We start from the raw sequence: 23581 nt of genomic DNA, 5'->3' as shown, positions 1-23581 counted from the left end.
GAGGTTAACACTACCGGCTCCAACAAACATTCCCCCTCTCACGCACCGGCAATCTCCTGTCACTACGAGCCGAGCGGCAGAACACTCGCACCCGCGGCGTCGAGGGAGAGCCTGTTGGCCGCCCATCCCTCGCCCGCCAGCCGTGCGACCTTGTCGGCCGCACCGTCCTCGGCCAGTGCGAGCACCGTGGGCCCCGCACCGGAGATGACCGCGGGGACGCCGTCCGCGCGCAGTCGGTTGACCAGCGCGATGCTCTGCGGCATCGCCGGGGTCCGGTAGTCCTGGTGGAGCCGGTCCTCGGTGGCCGCGAGCAGCAGCTCGGGGCGCCTGGTCAGCGCCTCTACGAGCAGAGCCGCACGGCCGGCGTTGACGGCCGCGTCCACATGAGGGACGGTTCGCGGCAGCAGTCCGCGGGCCGTTTCCGTGAGGACGGGGCTGCCGGGGACGAAAACCACCGGAACGACGGACTCGGCCGGTTCCATCCTGATGGCGCGCGCCGCTCCGCCGTCCAGCCAGGCCAGTGTGAAGCCACCGAGCAGACAGGCGGCGACATTGTCCGGATGTCCCTCGATCTCGGTGGCCAGCTCCAGCATGGCCGCGTCGTCGAGCCTGGCGTCGCCGCCTATGGTCACGGCACGAGCGGCCACGATTCCGGCGCAGATGGCCGCCGAGGAGGAGCCGAGACCGCGGCCGTGCGGAATGCGGTTGGCGCAGACGACCTCAAGGCCGCGCGGCTGGCCGCCGAGCAGCTCGAAGGCCGTGCGCAGGGAACGTACGAGCAGATGACTTTCGTCACGGGGAAGCGTCTCCGCGCCCTCACCCGCGATGTCGACGTGCAGGCCGGAGTCGGCGACGCGGACGACCACGTCGTCGTAGAGCCCCAGCGACAGTCCGAAGGCGTCGAAGCCCGGACCGAGATTGGCGCTGGTGGCGGGGGTGCGCACCCGTACGGCGGCGGCGCGGAACGCGGGACCGGCCATCGCTCTGACGACTCTCCTTGTGACGGCGAGATGTGATGAATGCGAGATGTTCGAGGACATACGGAACACCCGGGGGCCACGAGGGCGGCAACACCGCGGCAGGTGCGGCGGGGCGGGTTGGCTACAGCCTATCGAAGGAAGGTTCTGTGGCGACATAGGGCGCACAGGAGGCGCACGATGCGTGTCGCGCGGTCGCTGTGCGCCATGTCGGTCTTGGTGTGCTTCCTCCGGGTGTGCGCGGGCCCGGGCCACACCGGGCCCGGGCGCGGACGCGTCAGGCCAGGCCGAGCCGTTGTGCGGCCACGACCGCGTCGACGGGGACGGTGACCGGCTGAGGCGCTCCGGCGACGGCCCAGTCCGGGTCCTTGAGGCCGTTTCCGGTGACCGTGCAGACGATGCGCTGGCCGGGATCGACCTTGCCCTCCTCGGCGGCCTTGAGCAGGCCGGCGACGGAAGCGGCCGAGGCGGGCTCGACGAAGACGCCCTCCTGCGACGCCAACAGGCGGTAGGCGGACAGGATCTGTCGGTCCGTCACCTCGTCGATGAAGCCACCGGACTCGTCGCGGGCCGCCAGTGCGTACTGCCAGGACGCCGGGTTGCCGATTCGGATCGCGGAGGCGACGGTGTGCGGGTCCTTGACGACCTCACCGCGCACGATGGGCGCGGATCCGGAGGCCTGGAAGCCCCACATGCGCGGGGTACGGCCGGCGGGTCCGTCGGCCGCGTACTGGGTGTAGCCCTTCCAGTAGGCCGTGATGTTGCCGGCGTTCCCCACGGGCAGCACATGAATGTCCGGTGCGTCGCCGAGCGCGTCCACGATTTCGAAGGCAGCGGTCTTCTGGCCCTCAATCCTGACCGGATTGACCGAATTGACCAGGGCCACCGGGTAGTTGTCGGAGAGCGAGCGGGCCAGGGTCAGACAGTCGTCGAAGTTGCCGTCGACCTGGAGGATGCGCGCGCCGTGGACCAGCGCCTGGCCCATCTTGCCGAGGGCGATCTTGCCTTGCGGCACCAGGACGGCGCAGACCATCCCGGCCCGTACCGCGTAGGCGGCCGCCGAGGCCGAGGTGTTACCGGTGGAGGCGCAGATGACCGCCTGCGCGCCCTCCGCCTTGGCCCGGGTGATGGCCATGGTCATGCCGCGGTCCTTGAACGAGCCGGTCGGGTTGGCGCCCTCGACCTTGAGATGTACCTCACATCCCGTCCGCTCGGACAGCACCTGCGCGGGCACGAGCGGCGTACCACCCTCACGGAGCGTGACAATCTGCGTGGTGTCCGTCACCGGGAGGCGGTCCCGGTACTCCTCGATGATGCCGCGCCACTGGTGGGTGCCGATGCTGGTCATGGGTCCCTTACTCCCCTTCAACACGCATGATGCTGGCGACACCGCGCACGGTGTCGAGCTTGCGCAGCGCTTCGACGGTCCCGGAGAGGGCGGCGTCGGGCGCGCGGTGGGTGACGACGACGAGGGACGCCTCGCCGTCCTTGCCCTTCTGGCGGACCGTATCGATGGATACGCCGTGCTCGGCGAAGACCGTCGCGACCTGGGCGAGCACACCTGGTTTGTCGGCGACGTCCAGGCTGATGTGATAGCGCGTCACCACGTCGCCCATCGGGCTCACGGGAAGCTGGGTGTACGCGGACTCGCCCGGGCCCGTCGCCTCGTTGAGCTTGTTGCGGCAGACGGCGACCAGGTCGCCGAGGACGGCGGAGGCGGTCGGCGCGCCGCCGGCCCCGGGGCCGTAGAACATCAGCTCGCCGGCCGCCTCGGCCTCCACGAAGACCGCGTTGTACGCGCCGCGCACGGAGGCCAGCGGATGGCTGAGCGGAATCATCGCCGGATGGACGCGCGCGGTGACGGACCTGCCGTCGGCGGCGCGCTCGCAGATGGCGAGCAGCTTGACGGTGCAGCCCATGCCCTTGGCGGAGGCGAGATCGGCGCTGGTGACCTCCGTGATGCCCTCACGGTGTACGTCGTCCAGGCGTACCCGGGTGTGGAAGGCGATCCCGGCGAGGATCGCGGCCTTGGCGGCGGCGTCGAAGCCCTCGACGTCCGCGGTCGGGTCGGCTTCCGCGTAGCCGAGTGCGGTGGCCTCGTCGAGCGCCTCCGAGTAGCCCGCTCCGGCGCTGTCCATCCGGTCGAGGATGAAGTTGGTCGTGCCGTTGACGATGCCGAGGACCCGGTTGACGGTGTCACCGGCCAGCGACTCGCGCAGCGGCCGGATCAGCGGGATCGCGCCGGCGACGGCGGCCTCGAAGTAGAGGTCCTTGCCGTGCTTGGCGGCGGCCTCGTAGAGGGTCGCGCCGTCCTCGGCGAGCAGCGCCTTGTTGGCGGAGACGACGGAGGCGCCGTGCTCGAAGGCGGTGGTGATGAGCGTACGGGCGGGCTCGATACCGCCGATGACCTCGACGACCACGTCTATGTCACCGCGTTTGACCAGCGCGGTCGCGTCGGTGGTGATCAGGGCCGGGTCTATGCCCGCGCGCACCTTGGAGGGCCGCCGGACGGCGACTCCGGCGAGCTCCACCGGGGCGCCGATCCGCGCGGCGAGGTCGTCGGCGTGCGTCGTCATGATGCGCGCCACCTCTGAGCCCACCACGCCACAGCCCAGCAGCGCCACCTTGAGCGGACGCGTACGCATCATCCGACCCACGCCTTTCATCCCACACAGCCGTTAAAGCATGAATGCGAACCAGTCTCACTCACTGGACGGGAGTTTCCGCCCACCGTCCAGATTGCGAGACATTTATTTCATCAGCCGGTATTGACCAGCGGATGTCGTCAGCCGATGTCAAGACGCAGCAGATCTTCCTCCGTCTCGCGCCGGACGATGACCCGCGCCTCGCCGTCCTTCACCGCGACGACCGGCGGACGCAGCGCGTGGTTGTAGTTGCTCGCCATCGAGCGGCAGTACGCGCCGGTGGCGGGCACGGCGATCAGATCGCCCGGCGCCAGGTCGGCGGGCAGGAACGCGTCGCGTACGACGATGTCGCCGCTCTCGCAGTGCTTGCCGACGACACGCGTCAGCATCGGCGCGGCGTCGGAGCGGCGTGAGACGAGCGCCACGCTGTACTCGGCGTCGTACAGGGCCGTACGGATGTTGTCGGACATGCCACCGTCCACACTGACATAGGTGCGCAGTCCGTCGAGCGGCTTGATGGTGCCGACCTCGTACAGGGTGAAGGCCGTGGGCCCCACGATCGCGCGGCCGGGCTCGACGGAGATACGAGGCGTGCGGAGGCCCGCGGCCTCGCACTCACGGGTGACGATGTCGGTGAGGGCCTTGGCGATGTCGTGCGGTTCGCTCGGGTCGTCCTCCGAGGTGTACGCGATGCCGAGGCCACCGCCGAGGTCGATCTCCGGCAGTTCCACACCGTGCTCGTCGCGGACCTCCGCGAGCAGCCCCACGACGCGGCGGGCGGAGACCTCGAAGCCGGCCATGTCGAAGATCTGCGAGCCGATGTGCGAGTGAATGCCGATCAGCTCGATCCCGTCGAGCTTCAGGGCCCTTCGCACGGCCTCGGCGGCCTGGCCGCCGGCGAGCGCGATACCGAACTTCTGGTCCTCGTGCGCGGTGGCGATGAATTCGTGTGTGTGCGCCTCGACGCCGACGGTGACCCTGATCTGGACGGGCTGGCGCCTGCCGAGGCGCTCCGCGATGTGCGCGACCCGCACGATCTCCTGGAAGGAGTCGAGGACGATCCGTCCGACACCGGCGGAGACCGCTCGCTCGATCTCCTCGGTGGACTTGTTGTTCCCGTGGAAGGCGATGCGCTCCGCCGGCATCCCGCCGGCCAGCGCGGTGGCGAGCTCGCCGCCGGAACACACGTCCAGATGGAGCCCTTCCTCCCGCAGCCAGCGGACGACGGCGCGGGAGAGGAACGCCTTGCCCGCGTAGAACACGTCCGCGTTGTCGCCGAAGGCGTCGGCCCAGGCGCGGCAGCGGGCGCGGAAGTCGGCCTCGTCGAGGAAGTACGCCGGAGTGCCGAACTCCTCGGCGAGCCGGGTCACCTCGATTCCGGCGACGGTCGCCACCCCGTCCTCGTTCCGGCGGACCGTACGGGACCAGACCTTCTCGTCCAGTGCGTTGAGGTCCGCGGCCGGGGCCGTGTAGTGGCCTTCGGTGAGGACATCCGCGTGGCGCGGACCTGCGGGGTGTGCGGAACGGCTCATCTCTTGGCTCTTTCAGAGGTGTTCGGGGGCATCGATGCCGAGCAGGGACAGGCCGCCGGCCAGCACGGCTCCGGCGGCTTCGGCGAGTGCCAGCCGGGAGCTGTGGGCGGCCGAGGGTTTCTCGTCGCCGAGCGGCAGCGGGCGGCTGGTCTGCTGGAAGCGCAGGAACGCCTCCGCGGTGTGTTCGAGGTGGCGGGCGAGCCGGTCGGGCGCGCGCAGCCGGGCGGCCGCTTCCAGGACGGCGGGATGGTCGCCGAGTGCGGTCAGCAGGACGGAGACCTCTTCGCCGGACGGGAGTTCCGGTTCGCCGGACGGGTCACTGTACGCGGAGGCGATCCCGAGCCGGGCCGCGTCGCGGGCGAGGGCGCGGGTCCTGGCGTACGCGTACCGCACCTGGAAGAGAGGGTTGCTCTCGCGCTGGACGAGCAGGCTCGGGCCGGCGCCCGGCCGGTCGTGTGCGGCGGGCCGCAGCAGCGCCCAGCGGGCGGCGTCGGGGCCGAGCGCGGCGAAGATGCCGTCACCGTCCGGCGCGGGCACGACCCGGAGGATCTCCGGAGCGCCCGGGACGACGGCCGCCTCGGCGCCCTGCGTACGCAGCAGCCGGACGACGGTGTCGGTCCAGACAGCGGCACGGGTCTCGGCGGCGGGCGCGAAGGCCGCCGTCGTACCGGCGAGCGCGTCACCGTGGCCGTGGCGGGTACCGGCCAGCAGCACCGCGCGGACCAGTCCGGCCCGGCTGTCCCGCGCCAGAGTGAAATTCAGGAAGCCGGGTCCGGTGATCTCGACGCCGGTGATACCGCCGGTCCCGGCGGCGGGAGCGAGCGCAATGCGCGCGCGCAGGATCTCCGCGACCTCGCGCGGCGGACGCCCGGCGGGGCCGGCCAGCCGCAGCGCGACATTGGTGGCGTAGTCGCCGAGGCCGCCGGGACGGGGCCGCTCGACGATGACGCGCTCGGGCACCGGGCCCGGCAGGGCAGCGTCCTCGACCGCGCGGCACACGGCGTGCAGCACGGTACGGGAGAGCTCCGCGGGGGTCACGGGGCAAGCGTATGGGAGGAGGGGGGGCTCTCCGCGAACCGGTTTCGCGATGCGGTCAGCCCCATGTGCGGCCCGCTCGCCCGGCACCGCGCCTGCCGTCCACCGACGGTGGGCCGTCCCGGTACGCCAGCCTCCGGACGAGCCGGACCAGCTCCGACGGCTCGAAGGGCTTGGCGAGAAAGGCGTCCACCACGGGTGCGAGGCCGGACTCGACCTCGTACTGCGTACAGGCACTGATGATCGCGATCGGCAGCCGGCTGGTCCGGGGATCGGCGCGCAGCCGCTCGGCGGTGCGCGGTCCGTCCAGCCGTGGCATCACCACGTCGAGAGTGACCACATCGGGCCGGACCTCATGCACCACGTCCAGACACTCGGCACCATCGGCCGCGGTCACGACCTCGAAACCCTCAAGTTCGAGATTGACCCTGATCAGCTGCCGGATCACTCTGTTGTCATCTACAACGAGCACCCGGCCGGACGCGCCCGGCACAACTTGAGAGTAGGTCGGATCCCGCCGCCGCGTCCGGGTTTTGGCGACTTCCGGCCGCGTGGGCGGCCCGGGCACGGAGCCCGGGCCGCAGGCACCGCCGGCCGGTTTCGGGCCGGCCGGTCTCAGTACGTCGGACGGCGGCGCAGCGCGGGATCGGAGAGGGACGGCGGGATGTATCCGGCGTCCCGGTCGGACAGGTTGGTGCCCGGCGGGACGATCTTGTCGATCCGGTCCAGTACGTCCCGGCTCAGCCTGATCTCGCCGGCGCCGAGCTGGCTCTCCAACTGCTCCATCGTGCGCGGTCCGATGATGGCGGACGTGATCGCCGGGTGTTCCAGCACGAAGGCCAGGGCCAGCTCCACGAGAGTGAGCCCGGCCTCCTCGGCGAGCCGGGCCAGCGCGTCCGCCGCGTCCAGTTTGGCGGCGTTCTCCGGAGAGCCGATGTCGAAGCGCGCGGCCTGGTTGCCGGCGCGGCTGGAGGCGGGCTGCGCCGCGCCCTTGCGGTAGCGGCCGGAGAGCCAGCCGCCGGCCAGCGGACTCCACGGGATCACCGCGAGGCCGTAGCGCTGGGCCACCGGCAGCATCTCGCGTTCGATGCCGCGGGCCAGCACGGAGTACGGCGGCTGCTCGGACACCACGCGCTCGCGGCCGCGGCGCTCGGCGATCCACTGGCCCTCGACGATCTCCGAGGGCTCGAAGGTGGAGGTGCCGATATAGCGGATCTTGCCCTGGTGGACCAGGTCGGACAGCGCGCCGAGGGTCTCGTCGAAGTCGGTGCCCGGCTCGGGCCGGTGGACCTGGTAGAGGTCGATCCAGTCGGTGCCGAGACGGCGCAGGCTGTTCTCCACCTCACGGACGATCCAGCGGCGGGAGTTGCCCTGCTCGTTCGGGTCGTCGCCGAGGCTGCCGTGGAACTTGGTCGCGAGAACAACGTTGTCACGGCGTCCGCCGGCCAGCGCCTTGCCGACGATGGTCTCCGACTCACCGGCCGAGTAGACATCGGCGGTGTCGACGAAATTGATGCCCGAGTCCAGGGCGCGGTGAATGATGCGAACGCTGTCGTCGTGGTCCGGGTTTCCCCGGGGTCCGAACATCATGGCGCCCAGACACAGCGGGCTGACCTTGACTCCGGTACGTCCGAAGGGGCGGTACTCCGTCATCGCGCACTCCCGTTGACGAGTCGTGTCGATCTGCACAGTCGATCTCCGGAAAGGCTACGCCCCGCCTCCGGGACGGCGGGACTCCTCCGCCGCTCGTCCGTGTCAACAGCCGCCGTGGACAGAGCACCTACGCTCTCGGCATGGAACAGAGCGAAGTCGTCCTCAGGGCCATCGGAATTCTCACGCACTCCGCGGAGCGGATCCGCACCGCCGGACAGGACCTGGACGCCGGAAGCGGACTCGGCGAGGGCCAGATCGGATCGCTGCTCGCCGAGGTCTTCCCGTCGTTCCAGGTGGCGCGGGACGCGACTCCGCTCGAAGCGGCGCACACGGTGACGGAGGCCGCGCTGCCCGCGATCATGCAGTTGATCGGCGCCTTCAGCTTTGTCTTCGCCGAGCTGGCCGAGGTCCATGACGCGGGTCGTACGGACATCTCGTCGGCGGACCTGCTGCGCGAACTCGCGCTGCGCATGTCCCGCCCGGACACCGCCGAGTAGCGGTCCGGCGGCCCGCCGAATCCATCGGGTCCGTTGTGTCTGTCGCATGCGTCCGGCGTGTGTGTGTTCGCGTGTGTCCGGCGCGTGTGTCTGTCGTGTGTGTCCGGCGCGTCCGCTCAATCGGCGTTTCGCACTCGCCCGGCGCCGGGCGCTCGTCGTTAAGGCGCACGTCGCATGCCGGTTGTCCATGGCCAGGATGATCCACACCATCACACAAGTGGCCATTTGCATGGAGATCGTATGAGCAAGACCAGTAATCCCGGTCCTGGCAGACGCGCGTTGTTGCAGGCGGCCATCGCCGCACCCGTGGTGGGAGCGGCCGCCACGGGGCTGAGTGGTCAGCAGGCATGGGCCTCGACCGCGCGAAAGCCGGGATCGGGCAGTCACACATTCGACGAGGAGAGCCCCCGCTTCGCGCTCGCGGTCCTTCCCGACACGCAGTACCTCTTCGACGCCGACAGCGCGGATCCGGCGCCGCTGAAGGAGACCTTCACCTATCTGGTCTCCGAGCGCGAAAAGGCGAACATCGCCTTTATGACGCATCTCGGCGATGTCACCGAGCACGGTACGGAGGAGGAGATCGCGCTGGCGGCGGACACCTTCCGTACCATCCACGGCAAGGTGCCCTACAGCGTTCTCGCGGGCAATCACGACATCCCGGGCGCCGACGACCAGCGCGGCGACTCCGCCTATCTCAGGGAGTTCGGCCCGCGGCGCTTCGCGTCCATGCCGACCTTCGGCGGCTCCTCGCCCGACGGCTACAACAGCTACCACGTGCTGCGCGCGGCCGGACGCGAGTGGCTGGTGCTCGCACTGGACTGGCGGGCCTCCGAGAAGGGTCTGAAGTGGGCCCAGGGCGTTCTCGACGCCCACCGCTCACTCCCGGCCGTCCTCACCACGCATGACATCGCCTCGGCCGACAGCGGCGACGGCAAGGCGCAGCTCTCCGGCAACGGGCAACTGCTCTGGGACCGCCTCATCCGCGGCAACGACCAGATCTTCCTGGCGCTGGGCGGACACTACTGGCCGCCCGGCCGCACCGTGCTCACCAACGACGCCGGCCACGACGTGCATGTGCACATCACCAACTACCAGGACCGCTACTACGGCGGGGCCGGCATGGTCCGGCTGTACTCCTTCGACCTGGCCCGCGACACCGTCGACGTCGAGACGTTCTCGCCGTGGTTCCTCGCCCGCGACCCGGAGAAGCGGACGCCGCTGGAGGCGAAGACCATCGAACTGACCGGCCCGGTGGACCGGTTCAGTCTGGACATCGACTTCGCCGAGCGGTTCAAGGGATTCGCTCCGGTCGTCCCGCCGAAGCCGCGTCCGGCCTCCCGGGTCATGCCGCGTGGCACGGTCGCCTACTGGCGCTTCGACTCCTCCGGTCTGAAGAGCGCCGGGAAGCCCGGTTCCGCCGTGGCGGCGGGGACCGTGGCGCGCGACCTGTCGGGGCATGGCAACGACCTCAAGGTCCAGCTTCTGCACGACAGTTCTTCCGAGGCGCTGACCTGGTCGGACGATCACCACACCGGTCAGCCGGCGCACGCCAGTCTCCGCTTCGGCGGCGGCAAGGAGCCGGACCGCGGCGCGATCCTCACCACCGGTGACCGCGCTCCGCTCAACAGCATGAAGTTCACCTCGGGCTTCACCATCGAGACGTTCATCAGGCTTCCCGAGCCGTTCGAGGGCAACCACGACTGGATGGGCATCCTGAGCTGGGAAGGCCAGAACGGCGACGCCGGCAAGACCACCGGCTGGTCGACGGAGGAGCCCACCTGCAGTCTCAATGTCACTCCTGAGCGCTTCCTCCAGTTCGTGCTCTATCCGCATGTCCAGGACGCCGACCCGACGTCGTGGAGCCACGCGCTTCCGGTGGGCCGCTGGACCCACATAGCCGTGGTCAACGACGGCCGCCGCACGGTCATGTACGTCGACGGGTCGAAGATCGCGCGTAACCCGTCGCAGCGGGCCACCGGCATCGCCACGCTGGGCAAGCCGTTCGTCATCGGCGGTACGCAGTTCGCCGAGCAGTTCGGCCAGAGCTTCTACGGTTCGATCGGCGACACCCGCATTGTCGACCGGGCGCTCCAGCCGAAGGACTTCATGGCTCCGCCCGCGTAGCGCGTGCGTGCCACGGAACACCGTCACGGCCGGGTCCCACGCGGGGCCCGGCCGCGGCGTATCCCGTGAGCCGTAAGCAGGCGTCAGCCGTCAGCCGTCAGGCGTCAGCCGCCCAGGATCAGCCGTTCCAGTGCGGCGCGCGCACGCGCGTCCGAGCGCGCGCGCAGCGCCACCGCCGCCGCCAGTCTGCGCGTCCACTCGTCCAGCGGGACCGGTGTGCTCGACAGCACGACGCCGCGCACCACCTTGGCGATCTCGCCCGCCGGATGCCCGTGCGCCAGGACCAGGATCAGCCGCTGGTCGTCCAGCGTGATCTCGACCCGCTCCACCCGGCCGCCACGGCCGGCGAGCCGGTCGGCCATGCCGCGTCTGCGCTCCAGTACGACGGAGCCGGGCGGCAGCGCTTCGGCCAGCGAACCGGTCAGCACCTGGGCGTACACCTCCAGGTCCGCCGCGTCCCGGCGCAGCGCCGCCGCCAGCTCGTCGATCGACCCGGTCTCGTCGTCCGGCCCCGGGCCGTCGCCGGACGGCGCGTCACCACGGTCGCTCATCGGGCCTCCCTGACCTCTTCGTACGCCGTCTCTCCGTATGCCGTCTCTCCGTCGCCGCGTCCGGCACCGGGCCGTCAGCCATCGAGACTGAGCACCATCGTCGGACGTTCGATCTCATGGTCCTGGCGCAGCGGCCGTACCGCCGTGCCGATCGAGAAGAACTCCGTGGTGTGGCCGCCCCAGCGGTGGTTGTGAGCGTTGAGCTGGACGCCGACGACGCCCTCCGCCTCCAGCTCCTCCGCCTCGGCCTGCATCCGGGCCATGGCCAGCTCACGGGCGTCGTAGAGGGCCTGAGTGAACTGTTCGATCTCGACGTTCTTGCCGAAGTTCGAGAACGCCGCTCCCATCCGCTGGTGCGCGATGTGGTAGACGCAGGTGCCCATGACCATGCCGAGCGGCGCGTAACCGGCCCGGATCAGCGTCCAGAAGTCCTGGCCCGACAGATCCGAGGTGAAGGGCTGGCCCTTGTTGTTGCGCCAGGCCGTTCCGGCCGGTGCCGGATGATCGCCCTTCACCGCCGTGCCGATGGCGATGAACTCGGCGATGTCATTGCCGAACTCGCGCGCCTCCACGCTGAGGCGGACACCCACGATGCCGTCCGCGCCGAGCTGCGCCGCCTCGGCCTCCATACGCGTCATCGCCAGCTCGCGGGCGTGGTACATCGCCTGGCTGAGCGTCTCCAGCTCCTGGTTCTTGTTCCAGCGGCCGAGCTGGATGCCGACGTGATAGATCGAACTGCCCAGCACCAGACCGATGGGCCGGAAGCCCGCCTCCCGGACCAGCAGGAACTCGTTCACCGACAGATCGCTGGTGAAGATCGAACCGGCTCTGCCGGGCTCCAGTTCCGCCAGCCGCCGCATGGCGTCGGCCGGCACTCCCTGGCCGCTCGGACCGCCGCCGCTCGGACCGCCACCGGCCGTCGCCTCGCCGACCCGGGCGTCGCCGGTCACCTCGTCTTCTCCGCTCCCGCGCATCTGCTCGTCCTCACTGTCGGTTCCGCGTGAGTTGCGTGGCTCCTGGGCTCCCGCGCCCTCGGACCGTCCCGGCGCGGCTCATCCCTGGTCGCCGAGCTCGGTCAGTTCCTCGGCGAGCCTGCGGCGCTCCGCCGGATCTCCGTACGGACTGGACTCCATCGCCGCGAGCCGTCGGCTCAGCCGCTCGCCGCGCCGGCCGAGCGGCAGCACGGCGAGCGTCGGCGGGCGCCCGGCTCGCGCCTGGAAGCGGGCGACGGTGGTGCCGACCATCGTCGCCTCGGCCCTGTGGTCCTCGGCCTCCGAGCCCATCCGGGACGCCCTGACGCAGGACTGCCGCATGATCCGCAGATCGCCACTGGCCAGGATGATGCCGTCGCCGCCACGGCGCAGCCCCTGGAGCTCCATCTGGTGGCGCGCGTCGGCCCGTACCTCGCCGACGAGCTCGCTCCATGCGCCGACCTCCGTGTTGTGCCAGGTGAGGGCCTGCGAGCGGGTCCCGAAGTCGTCGTGGCGGACTCCGATCGACATGCCGACCAGCAGCTCCACCGGCACCCAGCCCGCCGACACCAGCTTGGCGAAGCCCTGGCCGTCCAGATGGCAGGTGAAGGGACGCGGTGACCGCACGTCGCCGCGCGCCCGCACCGCCGTGCCGATGACCTTGAACTCCAGACAGTTGGGCTGGGAGGGAAACGGCGCCATGGTGAGCTCCGCCGCCACCACTCCGTCACCGCCCAGTGCGGTGCACTCCGCGGCCAGTCTGCCGAGAGCGGCGCCACGGGCCTCGTCGAGCACCTCGACCAGGCCCTTCGACGGCGCGTCGGCCCCGGAGAGCGCGACCGGCCCGGGAGCGGCGGCCAGCGCGAATCCGGCACCGAGATAGAGACAGTCGTAAAAGCCCCAGTTCCGGCCGGCCCGCCCCACGTGGTAGACGGCCGAGCCCATGGCCTGGCCGACCGGTTCGAAGCCCACCGAGCGGATCGAGGCGAACTCACCGGTCGACAGCGCGGACGACCAGGTCCCGCTGCGCCGCGCCTCGGCGACGCGCCGTCGCGCGGCCGGCGGCAGTCCGCTCCCGGCCCATGACACCGCCACCGGCCTCACCTCTCCTGTCGCGAGGATCTCGGAGAATTATCCGCTATGACCCCTTTGCACCATAATCGAGGCGGCATGATCGAGCCTCTGGTGCTCGTACGGCGGACGGTCCGGCCCCGGGATCCGCCGTGCGGGCCTGCGTGCCGGTGCTCAGCCGAAGCGGCCGTTGACGTAGTCGGAGGTCCTCCCGTCCTGCGGCGCGTTGAACATCGCGTGCGTGTCACCGTGTTCGACGATCACTCCCGGTGTGCCCTGCTCCGCCAGGAAGAAGGCACAGGAGTCGGAGACACGGGCGGCCTGCTGCATGTTGTGCGTGACGATGACGATCGTGATCTCCGACTTGAGTTCGGCGATGGTCTCCTCGATGCGCCGCGTCGAGGTCGGGTCGAGCGCCGAACACGGCTCGTCCATCAGCAGCACCCGGGGCCGTACGGCCAGTGACCTCGCGATGCACAGCCGCTGCTGCTGGCCGCCGGAGAGAGCGCCGCCCGGCTGCCGCAGCCGGTCCTTGACCTCACGCCACAGTCCGGCCTTGGTGAGGCACTCCTCGACGAGCTGGTCCCTGCCGTCCCGGTCCGCCTTGATGCCGTTGAGCTTCAGGCCCGCCAGGACGTTGTCGTACAGGGACATGGCGGGAAACGGGTTGGGCTTCTGGAAGACCATGCCGATCTGCCGGCGGGCGTGCGTGATGCGCCGGCCCCGGTCGTAGATGTCTCCTCCGTCGAGTACGACGCGTCCGGCGAGAGCGGCGGACGGGATCAGCTCGTGCATACGGTTGAGGATCCGCAGAAATGTCGACTTGCCGCAGCCCGAGGGGCCGATGAGCGCGGTGACCTCGCGCGCGGGCATGGTCAGCGAGACCTGGTCGAGCACCTTGTGATCACCGAACCACGCGGAGATCCGGTCGGCCTCCAGAGTGGCGGCGGTGCCGCGGCTCACCGCGGGCCGCACAAGGGTGTCGGCGAGGTCGGTCGGCGTGACGGTCATGACGGGGCGACTGCCTTTCTCTCAGAGCAGGTTGGGCAGGAGACGGGTGGCGGCCCCGGCGACGGCCAGGCCCAGCACCGTCAGCACGGGCACGGCACAGAGCCAGGTCTGCCAGCGGCCCCGGACGCGGTGTGCCCAGGCGGCGGTCAGCGCGGCGAGGAACAGGCCCAGGGTCCACAGGAAGACGGCCGGCCAGGCGCCGTTGTCGCCGTGGAGCGCTTCCTCGGCGGGCCCGATCCAGCCGTTGCGCCGTTCGCGCGGCGGGCCGGGCCGCACGGGCGTGGTCAGTTCGGCGTCGACGCGCAGCACTCCGGCGGGTGTGTACGGAGCGCCGGTGGCGGTGATCAGGGTGAGCCGGCCCCGGTCGGAGCCGCCGCTGGGCGCGGGCAGCGCGTCGCCGGCCCGGCGGACACCGCTGACCCGGTACCGGGCCTTGCCCTGTCCGGTCATCACCTCGATCGTGGCTCCTCGGGCGAGCGTGTCCAGCCGGCCGAAGGGACTTCCGTATCCCCACTGCCTGCCCATGATCACGGCGGTTCCGGCCTGTCCCGGCAGCGGCGTGTCCCGGCGGTGGCCGGGGCCCGACATCAGGACGCCCGAGGTGGTGCCCTCACCGACGACCTCGTGCACACCGAGGGCCGGGATGTCGAGCAGCGCGACGGGCGCGCCCAGCGGCAGCGGCTTTCCGTCGTTGCCGCGCTGGCCCACCGGAGCGGTGCCCTCGGCCAGTTGCTCGCGCAGGTCGTCGTATCCGACCTGCTGGTCACGCGCGTGCTGGAGATGCCCGACGACGGTGAGGCTCGCGGCGAAGCCGAGCAGTACGGCGGCGAGCACACACAGCGCCGCGCCCGTCAGTGCCAGTCCGGCGCGGGCCGCGGGCGGCGCGGACCCGCCGTCGGGCCGGGGCGGGCCGGGCGGCCGGGCTGGGCCGGAGTGCCCCGCGCGCCCGCCGTGCGCGGCCGGCGGCGCGGGAACCGCGGGCGGCGGAGTCATAACGGTCACGGTGGCTGCGCTCCTCGCTGTCGGGATGCGGACGGACAGGCCGGTGGTACGGGAATGAGCCGGTGGTACGGAACGCGGCTTCCCGGGAGCGGCGTCAGCGCCTGCTCCCGGGAAGCCTCACGCGGATGTCCTGGCGTCAGTCACCGGCCGGACCGGCGGAACCGGCCGGGCCCGGCGCCGTGAACGTCAGCAGTCCTCCGCGGCGGGCGCTGATCACGAAGGCGGCTCCGACGAGAGTCAGCGCGAGGGAGCTCAGACCGATCGCGGCGACTCCCGTGCCGGTCGAGGCGAGCGAACCGCCGCCGCTGCCACCGGAGGCGCCGGAGGCGGCGCCGCCCGCGCTGCCGGCCGAGGCGCCGCCGTCGGCCGATGTACCGCCGTCCGTGCCCGTGGTGTCGCTCGGGTCCGGGCCCGGGTCCGCCTCGCCGCCCGTGGTGAAGGCGAACGCGACGCTGTGCCCGTCCTCGGTGTCCTCGGCGAGCGTCAGCACATGGTCGCCGTCCGCGATCCCGTCCGGGACCGTGAACGCGTAGGCCTCGACGGTTCCGTCCGCGTTCGCCGTGGCGTCCGGGAGCGCGGCCTCGCTGTCGGAGAGGGAGACCTTCACCGCCGCGTCCTCGCCGTAGCCACGGGCGGTGATCGTCACCTGCCGGCCCGCCGCCAGGTCCGGGTTGGCGCCCAGCGGATTGCCTTCGGCGTCGACGACATCGAGGTCGGCCGGCTCGGTCGGCGGCTCGGACTCGGAGGGCGGCGGCGAGGTCGGCGGAGGGCTGCTGCCGCTGTCGTCGACGGTGTAGCCGTTGAGCGCGGCGACCGAGGCGGCGTAGGCGTCCGGGTCGGTGGGAGTGAACTGCGCGGTGATGTTCTGCACGCCCGCGGGCAGCTCCGCCGTCGTGAACACCGCGGCGCCGTCGGCGACCGCCTTCCTGCCGAGCGGGACCGGCTCACCGCTGACGCGCTCCGAGGTCAGCGTGATCTCACCGGCCGCGGTGGCCGGGCTCACCCGCGCCGTGAAGGTCACCTCGCTGCCATGGACCGGGTGGTCCGCCGGAGAGGCCGTCAGCTCCACACTGGTGCTCTGCGCCTCGGCGAGCGCCCAGGTGTCGCCGGTGACCTTGATGTTCGTGCCGAAGAACGCCTCGGGCTTGTTCGGGTCGAGAATGCTCACGCACTCCAGCCGCAGCTCGTACGTGCCGTCGTAGGGGCCTTCGCCGTACCAGTTGCTCAGCGCGGTGGCGAAGGTGAAGAGGAAGATGGTCTCGGCCATGTCGGCCTCGACCGGCCCCGTGTCGTATCCGCCCTCCGACGCGTCGCCGAGCTTGGCGGGCGTCCCGTCGTCCGGCTTCAGCACCGTGAGGCTCACCTGTTCGCCCTGGCCCTCGGGACAGGCCGCGTCCGTGGAGAGATGCGGGATCAGCGGGTTGTCATTGATGCTGCCGGAGGTCTGGCTGAGCGTCAGATCGCCGAGCCGGCCGGCCGCGCTCGCGGTGGCCGCGACGCCGAGCACCGCGGCGGCGGCGGTCATGAGCAGGGCGCAGCACATCAGCAGCGCCGGGAGTGTTCTCGCTCGCGCGAGGCGTTTCATGGTGGTTCCCCCACGGGGTGTCGGGCACGAGGCGCCGGTGTCGGACGCGGCGTGCCGGTGTCGGTGTTGATGTCGGTGTCGGACGGATACGCGTTGACGGGAAGCGCCGGGGGCCGGGCACCTGGTAGGTGCCCGGCCGTGACGCGGTGGCGGAAAGGGTGCTGATCAGCGCTCGCCGGTCAGGGACGTGGTGCCGCAGGCGGTGCCGAGGGTGCCGAAGCCGTAGGCGGAGATCACGGCGGTCTGGGCGCACACCTTGGAGACCGTGGTGGTGCCGCCCGTGGTCACGTTGACGAACGCGGACCGGATGGTGGCGTCCGACAGCTTGGCCGTCTCCACGACGTTGTAGACGTCGCGGGCGTACGGGAAGGAGGTGTTGAGCGAGCCGTTGGTGTTGCGCGGCGCGACGCCGTTCACCTGGCCGAGCACCGTCACGCCGTGCCGGTCCGGCACCACGTGGCCGGTCTGGGCGATGTACTGGGCGACGGAGTACGGCGCGATGTCACCGGCGCTGTTCAGCGCGGTGCCGTCGTGCTCCTGGACGGTGCCGTCGACGCAGGCGCCGACCTGGGCCTCGGTGACACCGATCTTCTCCAGGAAGAAGGTCCGGGTGCCGGAGCCGGACTGCGGCAGCAGCGGGGTCAGGCTGACGTCGTTGTGCGTGGTCTTGACGCAGGTGTAGATGTCGTGGAGCTCGGCGGTGCTCAGGTTGAGGCCGTCGTTGAGGTCACTGTCCGAGCGGACGGCGACGCTCACCGCGTCCTTGGCGAACGGAATCCAGGTGAGCTTGTTGGTCGTGGTGTCCGCGGGGCCCCGGGAGGAGCGGGCGAAGTCGATGCACCTGACCGCGTTCGGGATGTCCGCGCGCAGGGCGTCGATTCCGGCCGAGGAGCCGTTGGGACGGTTGATCGTGCAGCCGGCCGCGCGGGTCTTGATGGTGGCGGTGCCCGTCGCGTTGTACGAGGCGATGAGCTGGTTGTCCGGGGTGCCGTCGGGGTCGGTGATGGCCGAGCCGAGACCGTTGCCGACGTCCTGCGTGGTGTCGGAACCCACGCCGACGAGCTGGCGGTACTCGCCGATCGCCGGGTCGGCGGAGGCTACGGGGGCCAGGATGCCCACACCGAGAGCGGCGACACCGGCGACGGCGCCCAGGCGAACACGGGACTTGACGTTCACTTCTGTTCTCCTCCGTGCATACGGATTTCGAGGAATGGACGGTCAAGAAGAATCCGGATTTCGTTCTGCCGACCCGTCGGCCGACGCCTTGAACATTTCCGCACATCCTTGGTCCAGGACCACCAACTCCGCCGGATGAAAAGGTTACGAGGTCATTTCCTAGGTCACACCTAGAGAATTCACGCATAGCTGCGACTGATTCCCGGAAGGCTTTGCCTTCCGGGAATTGCTGGCGCGGCCTCCTAGGTCACGGAGAACCGCCCGCCGTCGCCGCCCTGCGCGCGGAAAGCCTCAGCAGTACGGGCCCGGCCAGCGCCGCCGCCGCGCCGACGACCAGCACACCGAGCAGCACCCAGCGGACGACGCCGAGCACTTCGCGCGGGGTCAGTCCGCCGGAGGAGGCGAGACCGCTCCGCGCCACGCCGGGGCTGCCCGTACCCGGGGACGGCGCGGCGGAGGCGTCCGGGCCGCCGGTACCGGAGGCCGCCGGCGCTCCGGCGGTCCCGGCGGCGCCGTCGGCCGCGCCCGGCCCACCGGCCGCGCCGTCACCCGTGCCCGCTCCGCCGGCGCCGCCCGGCGCGGCGCCGGCCGGCGGGGTCGCGGCGGCGTCGCCGGCCGGGCCGCGTACCAGCCGGTCCGCGGCGATGAGCGCCCGGTCCCGCAGGTCCTTCGGCAGGGGCGCGTATCCCGGCGGCAGCTCTCCGGGCGTCAGGCCCTGGGTCTGGCCGGCCCCGGCGGCGTACCGGATCAGCCGCGCGTAGTCCTCGCGCGCCGCGGCCGGCTGGTCCAGCGGTGCGACGGCGTAGGCGACCGCCGTCAGCGGATACGCGCCGTTCTTGGCCGTGCGCGGATCCGGCGTCTTCACACCGGCGACGGTGGAGTCGGGCATCCGCGCGACCGCCTTGAGCATGGCCTCGGCGCTCGGCTTGACGTACTCGCCGTCGGCGTTGGGCAGCGCGGCGAGGTCGAGCTGGTAGCGGGCGGCGGACGCCGCGTCGACGATGCCGTACGCACGGCGGGAGCCGGGGATGTTCTCCTCCGCGACGAGTTTGATGCCCTGTGGAGAGCTGTCGAGCGCCGCCTGGAACGTCGCTCCGTTGGAGCCGCGCCGCACCCGCCGCGCGGCGTCGTGCATGTCGTTCGAGTACGGAGACTTCTCAAGCTGGCCGTACAGAATCTTCCGTACGGTCCCGTTGTCGTTCAGCGCCAGCTCGGTCTCCGTGGTGTCGGCCTTGGGGAAATCGAGCGGGCTGTCCGTGTCGAGGCCCAGGCTCTGATAGTAGGGATTCACTTTCATGCCCCACGGATCCGGCTTTCCTCGAAGGAATTCAAGAGCCTCGGGATCCGACTGAAGATAACGCCAGACCATGGTGTTGGCGTCCGAGTTACCGGCCTGGACGAGAATTCCGCCTGGATAGAGCTGAGGCTGCGCGGGACGTTCGAAGAAGGGATTGAGCTGCCGGAATTCCGGATCGACGACAATGGATCGCGCGTTGTCCTTGAGATGGTCCGGGACGGGATTCTGGAAACTGATGTGGCGCAGGTCGTAGGGATACGACCCGGTCAGCAGTTTGGCGAGCAGCCGTGGACTGAGCTTGAGGTCGCGCACCTGGCCGGCGGCCTCGTCCTCCCAGAAGAAGCCGACCGTCAGTCCGCTGACGGCCACCGGCGCGTGCACCACCGGCGTGGCGCCCTCCGCCGGTGCGACGGTGATGCCCAGTCCCGGCGAGGTCGCCGTCGGGTTCTCGACCAGCCTGCGCGCGTAGTCCTCGGCGGCCTGGCTGAAGGTGAACCGGGCGCCGGCGCCGGCGCACAGATTCGCCTGCCAGGAGGTGATGGCCTCGGTCAGCAGCTCGGACCCGATGACACGGCGCTCGGCCTTGTCCGCCGGACAGGTGTTGCCCACCGGGCCGAAGTCCAGCGGGAAGACCAGCCGCTGGTTCCAGTTGGACTGGCTCAGCGGAGAGGTGACCAGGCCGTCACTCGGGTTGACCGTGCCGTCCGGGTCGTGTGTTCCGCGCGGGACGACGACCAGCCAGCAGCGCCGGGGCCGCTGACCGCTCGCCGTGTCCAGGGCGCCGCAGCCCAGATACGGCGCCTCGATCGCGGTCTTCACCTCGAAGACCGCCTCACCGGAGCCGTCGGCCCTGGTGCGCAGCCACGGCTGGGCATTGGTGTCGTTGGTGCTGAAATAGGTCGAGTCGGTCGACGAGTCCGTCGGTTCACCCTCCAGCGGCCGGAACGGCACGAACGGAGTGCCGTCGCCGCCGGCGTACTCCGTCTCCAGCGGATCCGTGCCGGCCGGCAGCGAACGCTTGCTGAGCCAGTGGCTGCCCGCGTTGTTCCCGCCGAACTCGCACTGTTCCCGGTCGGGTCCCGCCGGGTCGTCTCCCCAGCACTGCATGATCTGGATGGAGTTCCGGTACTTCGGGCCGTTCGGGTCGCTCTCCCGGCCGGTCCAGGTCAGCGCCACACCCTGGGCCCGCAGGTTCTTTGTCTGATGGACGGTCACCTTGAGGTCCGAGAAGTCGTCGTACGGGCCCTTCGTGCCGCTCAGCGTCAGCGCGGAGTCCTCCGCCTGCGCCGCCTGCGCGCGGTCCGCGCCGGAAGGCAGCGGTACGAGCGCCAGCAGCAGCGCGGCCAGAAGCGCTCCGAGACCGGCCGTGGTGCGCCGTGAGAGATGTGTCAGCACGGCTCGTCCGCGGCTGCTCATGCCGAGCCTCCGCCGCGGCGGTCCCGCGCGGCCAGCGCGCGAGCGGCGAGCGGTGGGCCGACGACCACGCCGAGCAGCAGCAGCGCGGACAGCGCCATCAGCACGCCGCGCAGGCCCGTCGCCTCACCGGAGGCGAGCGTGACCGGATTGGCGACGACGGAGGAATCGCCTCCGCCGGAGTCCGCGCTGATCAGCTCACCGGTGTCCGGGTCGGTCACACCGCCGGAGGCTCCGCCGGAAGCCGACTCCGGACTGCCGTCCGCGCCGCCCGTGGCACCGCCGGTGCCGCCCGTGGCGCCCGCCGTGCCGCCCGTGGTCCCGCCGGAGCCGCCCGGACCGCCGGGGCCCGTACCGCCGGTTCCGGAACCGCCGTTGGTGCCCCGCGCGCCCGGCTTCACCGGAGTCTGCTGGCCCTTCGCACCCGCCGTGCCGTCCGAGCACTGCGTCGCGCCCTTCTTGTCGCACGCCTTCGGGAACGGCGCGTTCTTGGCGAGGGTGTTGGTGCCGTCCGAGGAGAAGGTGGGATTGCGGCAGCTATTGATGTTGATCTTGTCCGTGGGCGCGCCCGGGATGCGGCGGACCTGCTCGAAGCCCGCCTGGACGAGGTTCTTCGGCAGCGGCGAGTAGCCCAGTTCCTCGGCGATCTGCTGGCCGTCGCAGAGGAAGTAGTTGGCGAAGGTGCCCAGCGAGAGGCCCTTGGCCTCGGTCATCGGATTCTGCTCGCCGTCCAGCGAGGTGGGCAGGATCATGTAGCTGTAGCTGGACAGCGGATAGGACCTGCTGTCGCGGGAGCGGTAGACGTTGTCCAGGATCTGGGTCAGATAGTTGGCCGATCCCCTGTCCGGGTTGATCCTCGCTTCGAGCAGACCCACCGCGACGCTGGAGGCGGTGGGCTCCACGTAGTAGCCCTGGCTGTTCAGCATCTTGGCGACGGGAAATCCGGTCGAGATGGCGTACGAGTACTCGACATAGGTGATGGCGCCCTCGGCCTGGCTCTGCTTCACATAGCCCGAGACACCGAGCGAACCGGACTTGGCGATCGTCGACGTGCCGGGCACCACCGGAAAGTACGAGGTGAGGCCGCACGGCGTGGCGCGCCCGGCGCGCGCGCAGTAGGCGTTCCAGGTGGCGGCGTGCTCCTTGGCCATCCAGGTGGTGAACTGCGCCGTCGTACCGGAGCCGTCGGAGCGTACGACCGGCACGACCCGGCGGGCCGGCAGGGTCAGACCCGGATTGTCCGCTCTGATCTCGGGCGCGTTCCACATGGTGATCTTCGAAGTGAAGATCTTGGCGAGCACATCACCGGACAGCCGGAGGTTGGTGACCTTCTTGCCGCCGATCTTGAGGTTGTACATGAAGGCCGTGCCGCCGGCCACGATCGGCATATAGGCGAAGCCTCGCTTCGGCGGAGCGTCGGTGACGCCGCCTTCCTTGAGTCCGTACGGAATCTCCGAGACGCCGAAGTCGACCGAGCCGTTTCTGAACTGCTCGCGGCCGTTGGACGATCCGGTCGCCGCGAAGTTGACCGTCATCCCGAAGTTGGACGCGACATTGCGGCGCCACTGGTCCAGCGCGTTCGAACTCCAGGTGGAGCCCGCTCCGTTGATCTTCGGATAGGTCGCCGCCCAGGCCGGCAGCGGGCCGGTGGCCAGCAGCGCGCACAACAGCGCGGCCAGCCCCAGGGCCGGACGGGAGATGGTCGCGGGTCTCACGGGGAACTCCTGAGGGACGTGGCGGACGGTACGGAGGAGGTGCGGGCACGGGCGGCGAAGCGCTCCGCGTCGCGGCGCGAGGCGAGCACCCGCCGATGGGTCTGGCGCCGTGTCAGCCGGCCCGGCGCCCGGCCACCGATGAGACGGGCGAGGACGAACAGCAGCAGCACCAGGGCCATCAGCGCCGCCGCCGTACCGAAACCGCGGGCGATCATGGCGGGCTCTGGCGACTTGACGAACTCGAAGGCGGCGAGCGGCAGGGACACCTGCGCGCCGCTGAACGGATCGGCGTTCATCTCCGCGCTGAAACCGGCGGTGAGCAGCACCGGCGAGGTCTCGCCGACGCCGCGCGCGGTGCCGAGGATCACCGAGGTGGTCAGACCGGAGCGCGCGGTGGGCAGCACGACATGCCAGGCGGTGCGCCAGCGCGAGGTGCCGAGCGCGTACGACGCCTCGCGCAGGGAGCCGGGCACCAGCCGGATCACCACGTCGGACGCCCTGATGATGATGGGCAGCATCATCACGGCCAGCGCGAGCGAGGCCGCGAAGCCCGACTTGCCGGTGCCCAGCGCGAGGATCGCCGTCGCGTAGATGAACAGACCCGCCACGATGGACGGGAGGGCCGTCATCGCCTCGACGACGGTGCGGACGAACCGCGCGAAACGGCCCGGTACCTCATTGAGGAAGACCGCGCAGACCAGCCCGGCGGGCACGGTCAGAGCGAGCGCGATGGCGATCTGCTCCAGCGTGCCGACGACGGCGTGCAGGATTCCGCCGGCGCTCAGCGGGTCGAGTGGGCCGGCGAGCGTCATGTCCTCGGTGAAGAAGTTCAGATGGGGCAGCGCCTCGCGGCCCTCCCACAGCGTGTAGACGATCACGAAGGCCAGCGCGACGACCATGACCAGGCCCAGGCTGCGCACCACGACTCCGGCGAGCCGGTCCCGTACCGTCGGCCCGTCCTCGTCGAAGGAGACCAGGAGGGCGTACAGACCGAGGAAGAGCGCGTACGCGACGAGCAGAAAGCCGATCACGCCGTTCCACGGCAGCAGCCAGCCGAAGAGCAGCGCGGCCAGGCTGACCGCCGCGGCGCAGGCGCCCAGCAGCGCGAAGGTGTCCGAGGCACGGCCGCGCGCCAGAGCACGCCGCTGCTCCACCGCGGGCTCCGGTGACCGTGGAAGGCTCGCGGGCAGCACGGTGCGCGGAGACGTCGTGACGGGCGGTGGCGTCCCGGGTGCGAGGGTCATGGCGGGCGGTTCCCCTTACGGTTCACTGCGTACGGCTGGTGTGCGGCGGGCGCGGCGCGGACGCCGCGTGGCTCACGCCGGT

General features: G+C 70.9%; 19 protein-coding genes. 2 read left to right on the top strand and 17 right to left on the bottom strand.

Features of this window, described 5'->3' with window-relative positions:
• Positions 1–62: 62 nt before the first annotated feature.
• From thrB to PV679_RS16225, 7 genes are all read right to left on the bottom strand, one after another.
• Positions 63–980 carry a homoserine kinase gene (thrB, locus tag PV679_RS16255; RefSeq protein WP_319680947.1) on the bottom strand — a complete coding sequence of 306 codons (918 nt, stop codon included), beginning with the start codon at positions 978–980 and terminating at the stop codon, positions 63–65.
• A gap of 274 nt (positions 981–1254) precedes the next feature.
• On the bottom strand, positions 1255–2325 hold the full coding sequence (gene thrC, locus PV679_RS16250; protein ID WP_319680946.1) for a threonine synthase: 1071 nt from the start codon (positions 2323–2325) through the stop codon (positions 1255–1257).
• Between the two features lie 7 nt (positions 2326–2332).
• Entirely contained in the window at positions 2333–3625 is a 1293-nt protein-coding gene (locus tag PV679_RS16245) for a homoserine dehydrogenase (protein ID WP_319680945.1), read from the bottom strand.
• Between the two features lie 137 nt (positions 3626–3762).
• Positions 3763–5154 carry a diaminopimelate decarboxylase gene (lysA, locus tag PV679_RS16240; RefSeq protein WP_319680944.1) on the bottom strand — a complete coding sequence of 464 codons (1392 nt, stop codon included), beginning with the start codon at positions 5152–5154 and terminating at the stop codon, positions 3763–3765.
• A 12-nt stretch (positions 5155–5166) separates the two neighbouring features.
• Positions 5167–6192, bottom strand: coding sequence for an ArgS-related anticodon-binding protein NrtL (gene nrtL, locus PV679_RS16235; protein WP_319680943.1), 1026 nt, complete (start codon positions 6190–6192; stop codon positions 5167–5169).
• 55 nt (positions 6193–6247) lie between these two features.
• Positions 6248–6757: a response regulator gene (locus PV679_RS16230; protein WP_416069732.1), complete on the bottom strand. Its 510-nt coding sequence runs from the start codon at positions 6755–6757 to the stop codon at positions 6248–6250.
• Positions 6758–6804: 47 nt separating this feature from the next.
• A complete protein-coding gene (locus tag PV679_RS16225; RefSeq protein ID WP_319680941.1) occupies positions 6805–7842 on the bottom strand; it encodes an aldo/keto reductase in 1038 nt (345 codons plus the stop codon).
• A 140-nt stretch (positions 7843–7982) separates the two neighbouring features.
• On the opposite strand from PV679_RS16225, the gene PV679_RS16220 reads away from it, so the two are divergent.
• The gene (locus PV679_RS16220) at positions 7983–8339 is read left to right on the top strand and encodes a hypothetical protein (protein WP_319680940.1); all 357 of its coding nucleotides are present in this window, start codon (positions 7983–7985) and stop codon (positions 8337–8339) included.
• Between the two features lie 240 nt (positions 8340–8579).
• Positions 8580–10463: a LamG-like jellyroll fold domain-containing protein gene (locus tag PV679_RS16215; protein WP_319680939.1), complete on the top strand. Its 1884-nt coding sequence runs from the start codon at positions 8580–8582 to the stop codon at positions 10461–10463.
• A 104-nt stretch (positions 10464–10567) separates the two neighbouring features.
• Here PV679_RS16215 and PV679_RS16210 read toward each other — a convergent pair whose 3' ends face one another.
• The 10 genes from PV679_RS16210 to pstA form a co-directional block, all read right to left on the bottom strand.
• Positions 10568–11014 carry a hypothetical protein gene (locus tag PV679_RS16210; RefSeq protein ID WP_319680938.1) on the bottom strand — a complete coding sequence of 149 codons (447 nt, stop codon included), beginning with the start codon at positions 11012–11014 and terminating at the stop codon, positions 10568–10570.
• A gap of 74 nt (positions 11015–11088) precedes the next feature.
• A complete protein-coding gene (locus PV679_RS16205) occupies positions 11089–11988 on the bottom strand; it encodes a heavy metal-binding domain-containing protein (protein WP_319680937.1) in 900 nt (299 codons plus the stop codon).
• A gap of 78 nt (positions 11989–12066) precedes the next feature.
• A complete protein-coding gene (locus PV679_RS16200) occupies positions 12067–13080 on the bottom strand; it encodes a heavy metal-binding domain-containing protein (protein ID WP_319680936.1) in 1014 nt (337 codons plus the stop codon).
• Between the two features lie 150 nt (positions 13081–13230).
• The gene (gene pstB / locus PV679_RS16195; RefSeq protein ID WP_319680935.1) at positions 13231–14067 is read right to left on the bottom strand and encodes a phosphate ABC transporter ATP-binding protein PstB; all 837 of its coding nucleotides are present in this window, start codon (positions 14065–14067) and stop codon (positions 13231–13233) included.
• Between the two features lie 21 nt (positions 14068–14088).
• Positions 14089–15060 (bottom strand): class E sortase, encoded by a 972-nt coding sequence (locus tag PV679_RS16190; RefSeq protein ID WP_319680967.1) that lies wholly within the window; start codon positions 15058–15060, stop codon positions 14089–14091.
• Between the two features lie 145 nt (positions 15061–15205).
• The gene (locus tag PV679_RS16185) at positions 15206–16654 is read right to left on the bottom strand and encodes an Ig-like domain-containing protein (RefSeq protein WP_319680934.1); all 1449 of its coding nucleotides are present in this window, start codon (positions 16652–16654) and stop codon (positions 15206–15208) included.
• A gap of 165 nt (positions 16655–16819) precedes the next feature.
• The gene (locus PV679_RS16180) at positions 16820–17830 is read right to left on the bottom strand and encodes a hypothetical protein (RefSeq protein WP_319680933.1); all 1011 of its coding nucleotides are present in this window, start codon (positions 17828–17830) and stop codon (positions 16820–16822) included.
• A 247-nt stretch (positions 17831–18077) separates the two neighbouring features.
• Positions 18078–20543, bottom strand: coding sequence for a hypothetical protein (locus PV679_RS16175; protein ID WP_319680932.1), 2466 nt, complete (start codon positions 20541–20543; stop codon positions 18078–18080).
• Complete coding sequence (locus tag PV679_RS16170; RefSeq protein WP_319680931.1) at positions 20540–22255, bottom strand: phosphate ABC transporter substrate-binding protein PstS; 1716 nt, start codon at positions 22253–22255, stop codon at positions 20540–20542. Before PV679_RS16170 ends, PV679_RS16175 begins: the two co-directional genes overlap by 4 nt.
• Positions 22252–23499, bottom strand: a complete 1248-nt coding sequence (pstA, locus tag PV679_RS16165; protein ID WP_319680930.1) for a phosphate ABC transporter permease PstA — start codon at positions 23497–23499, stop codon at positions 22252–22254. The genes PV679_RS16170 and pstA overlap by 4 nt, the downstream gene beginning before the upstream one ends.
• Positions 23500–23581 lie beyond the last annotated feature (82 nt).

It is taken from the genome of Streptomyces sp. AK02-01A (assembly GCF_033795305.1).
Taxonomy (GTDB): domain Bacteria; phylum Actinomycetota; class Actinomycetes; order Streptomycetales; family Streptomycetaceae; genus Streptomyces.
This window is presented reverse-complemented; position numbering and strand designations above follow the sequence as displayed.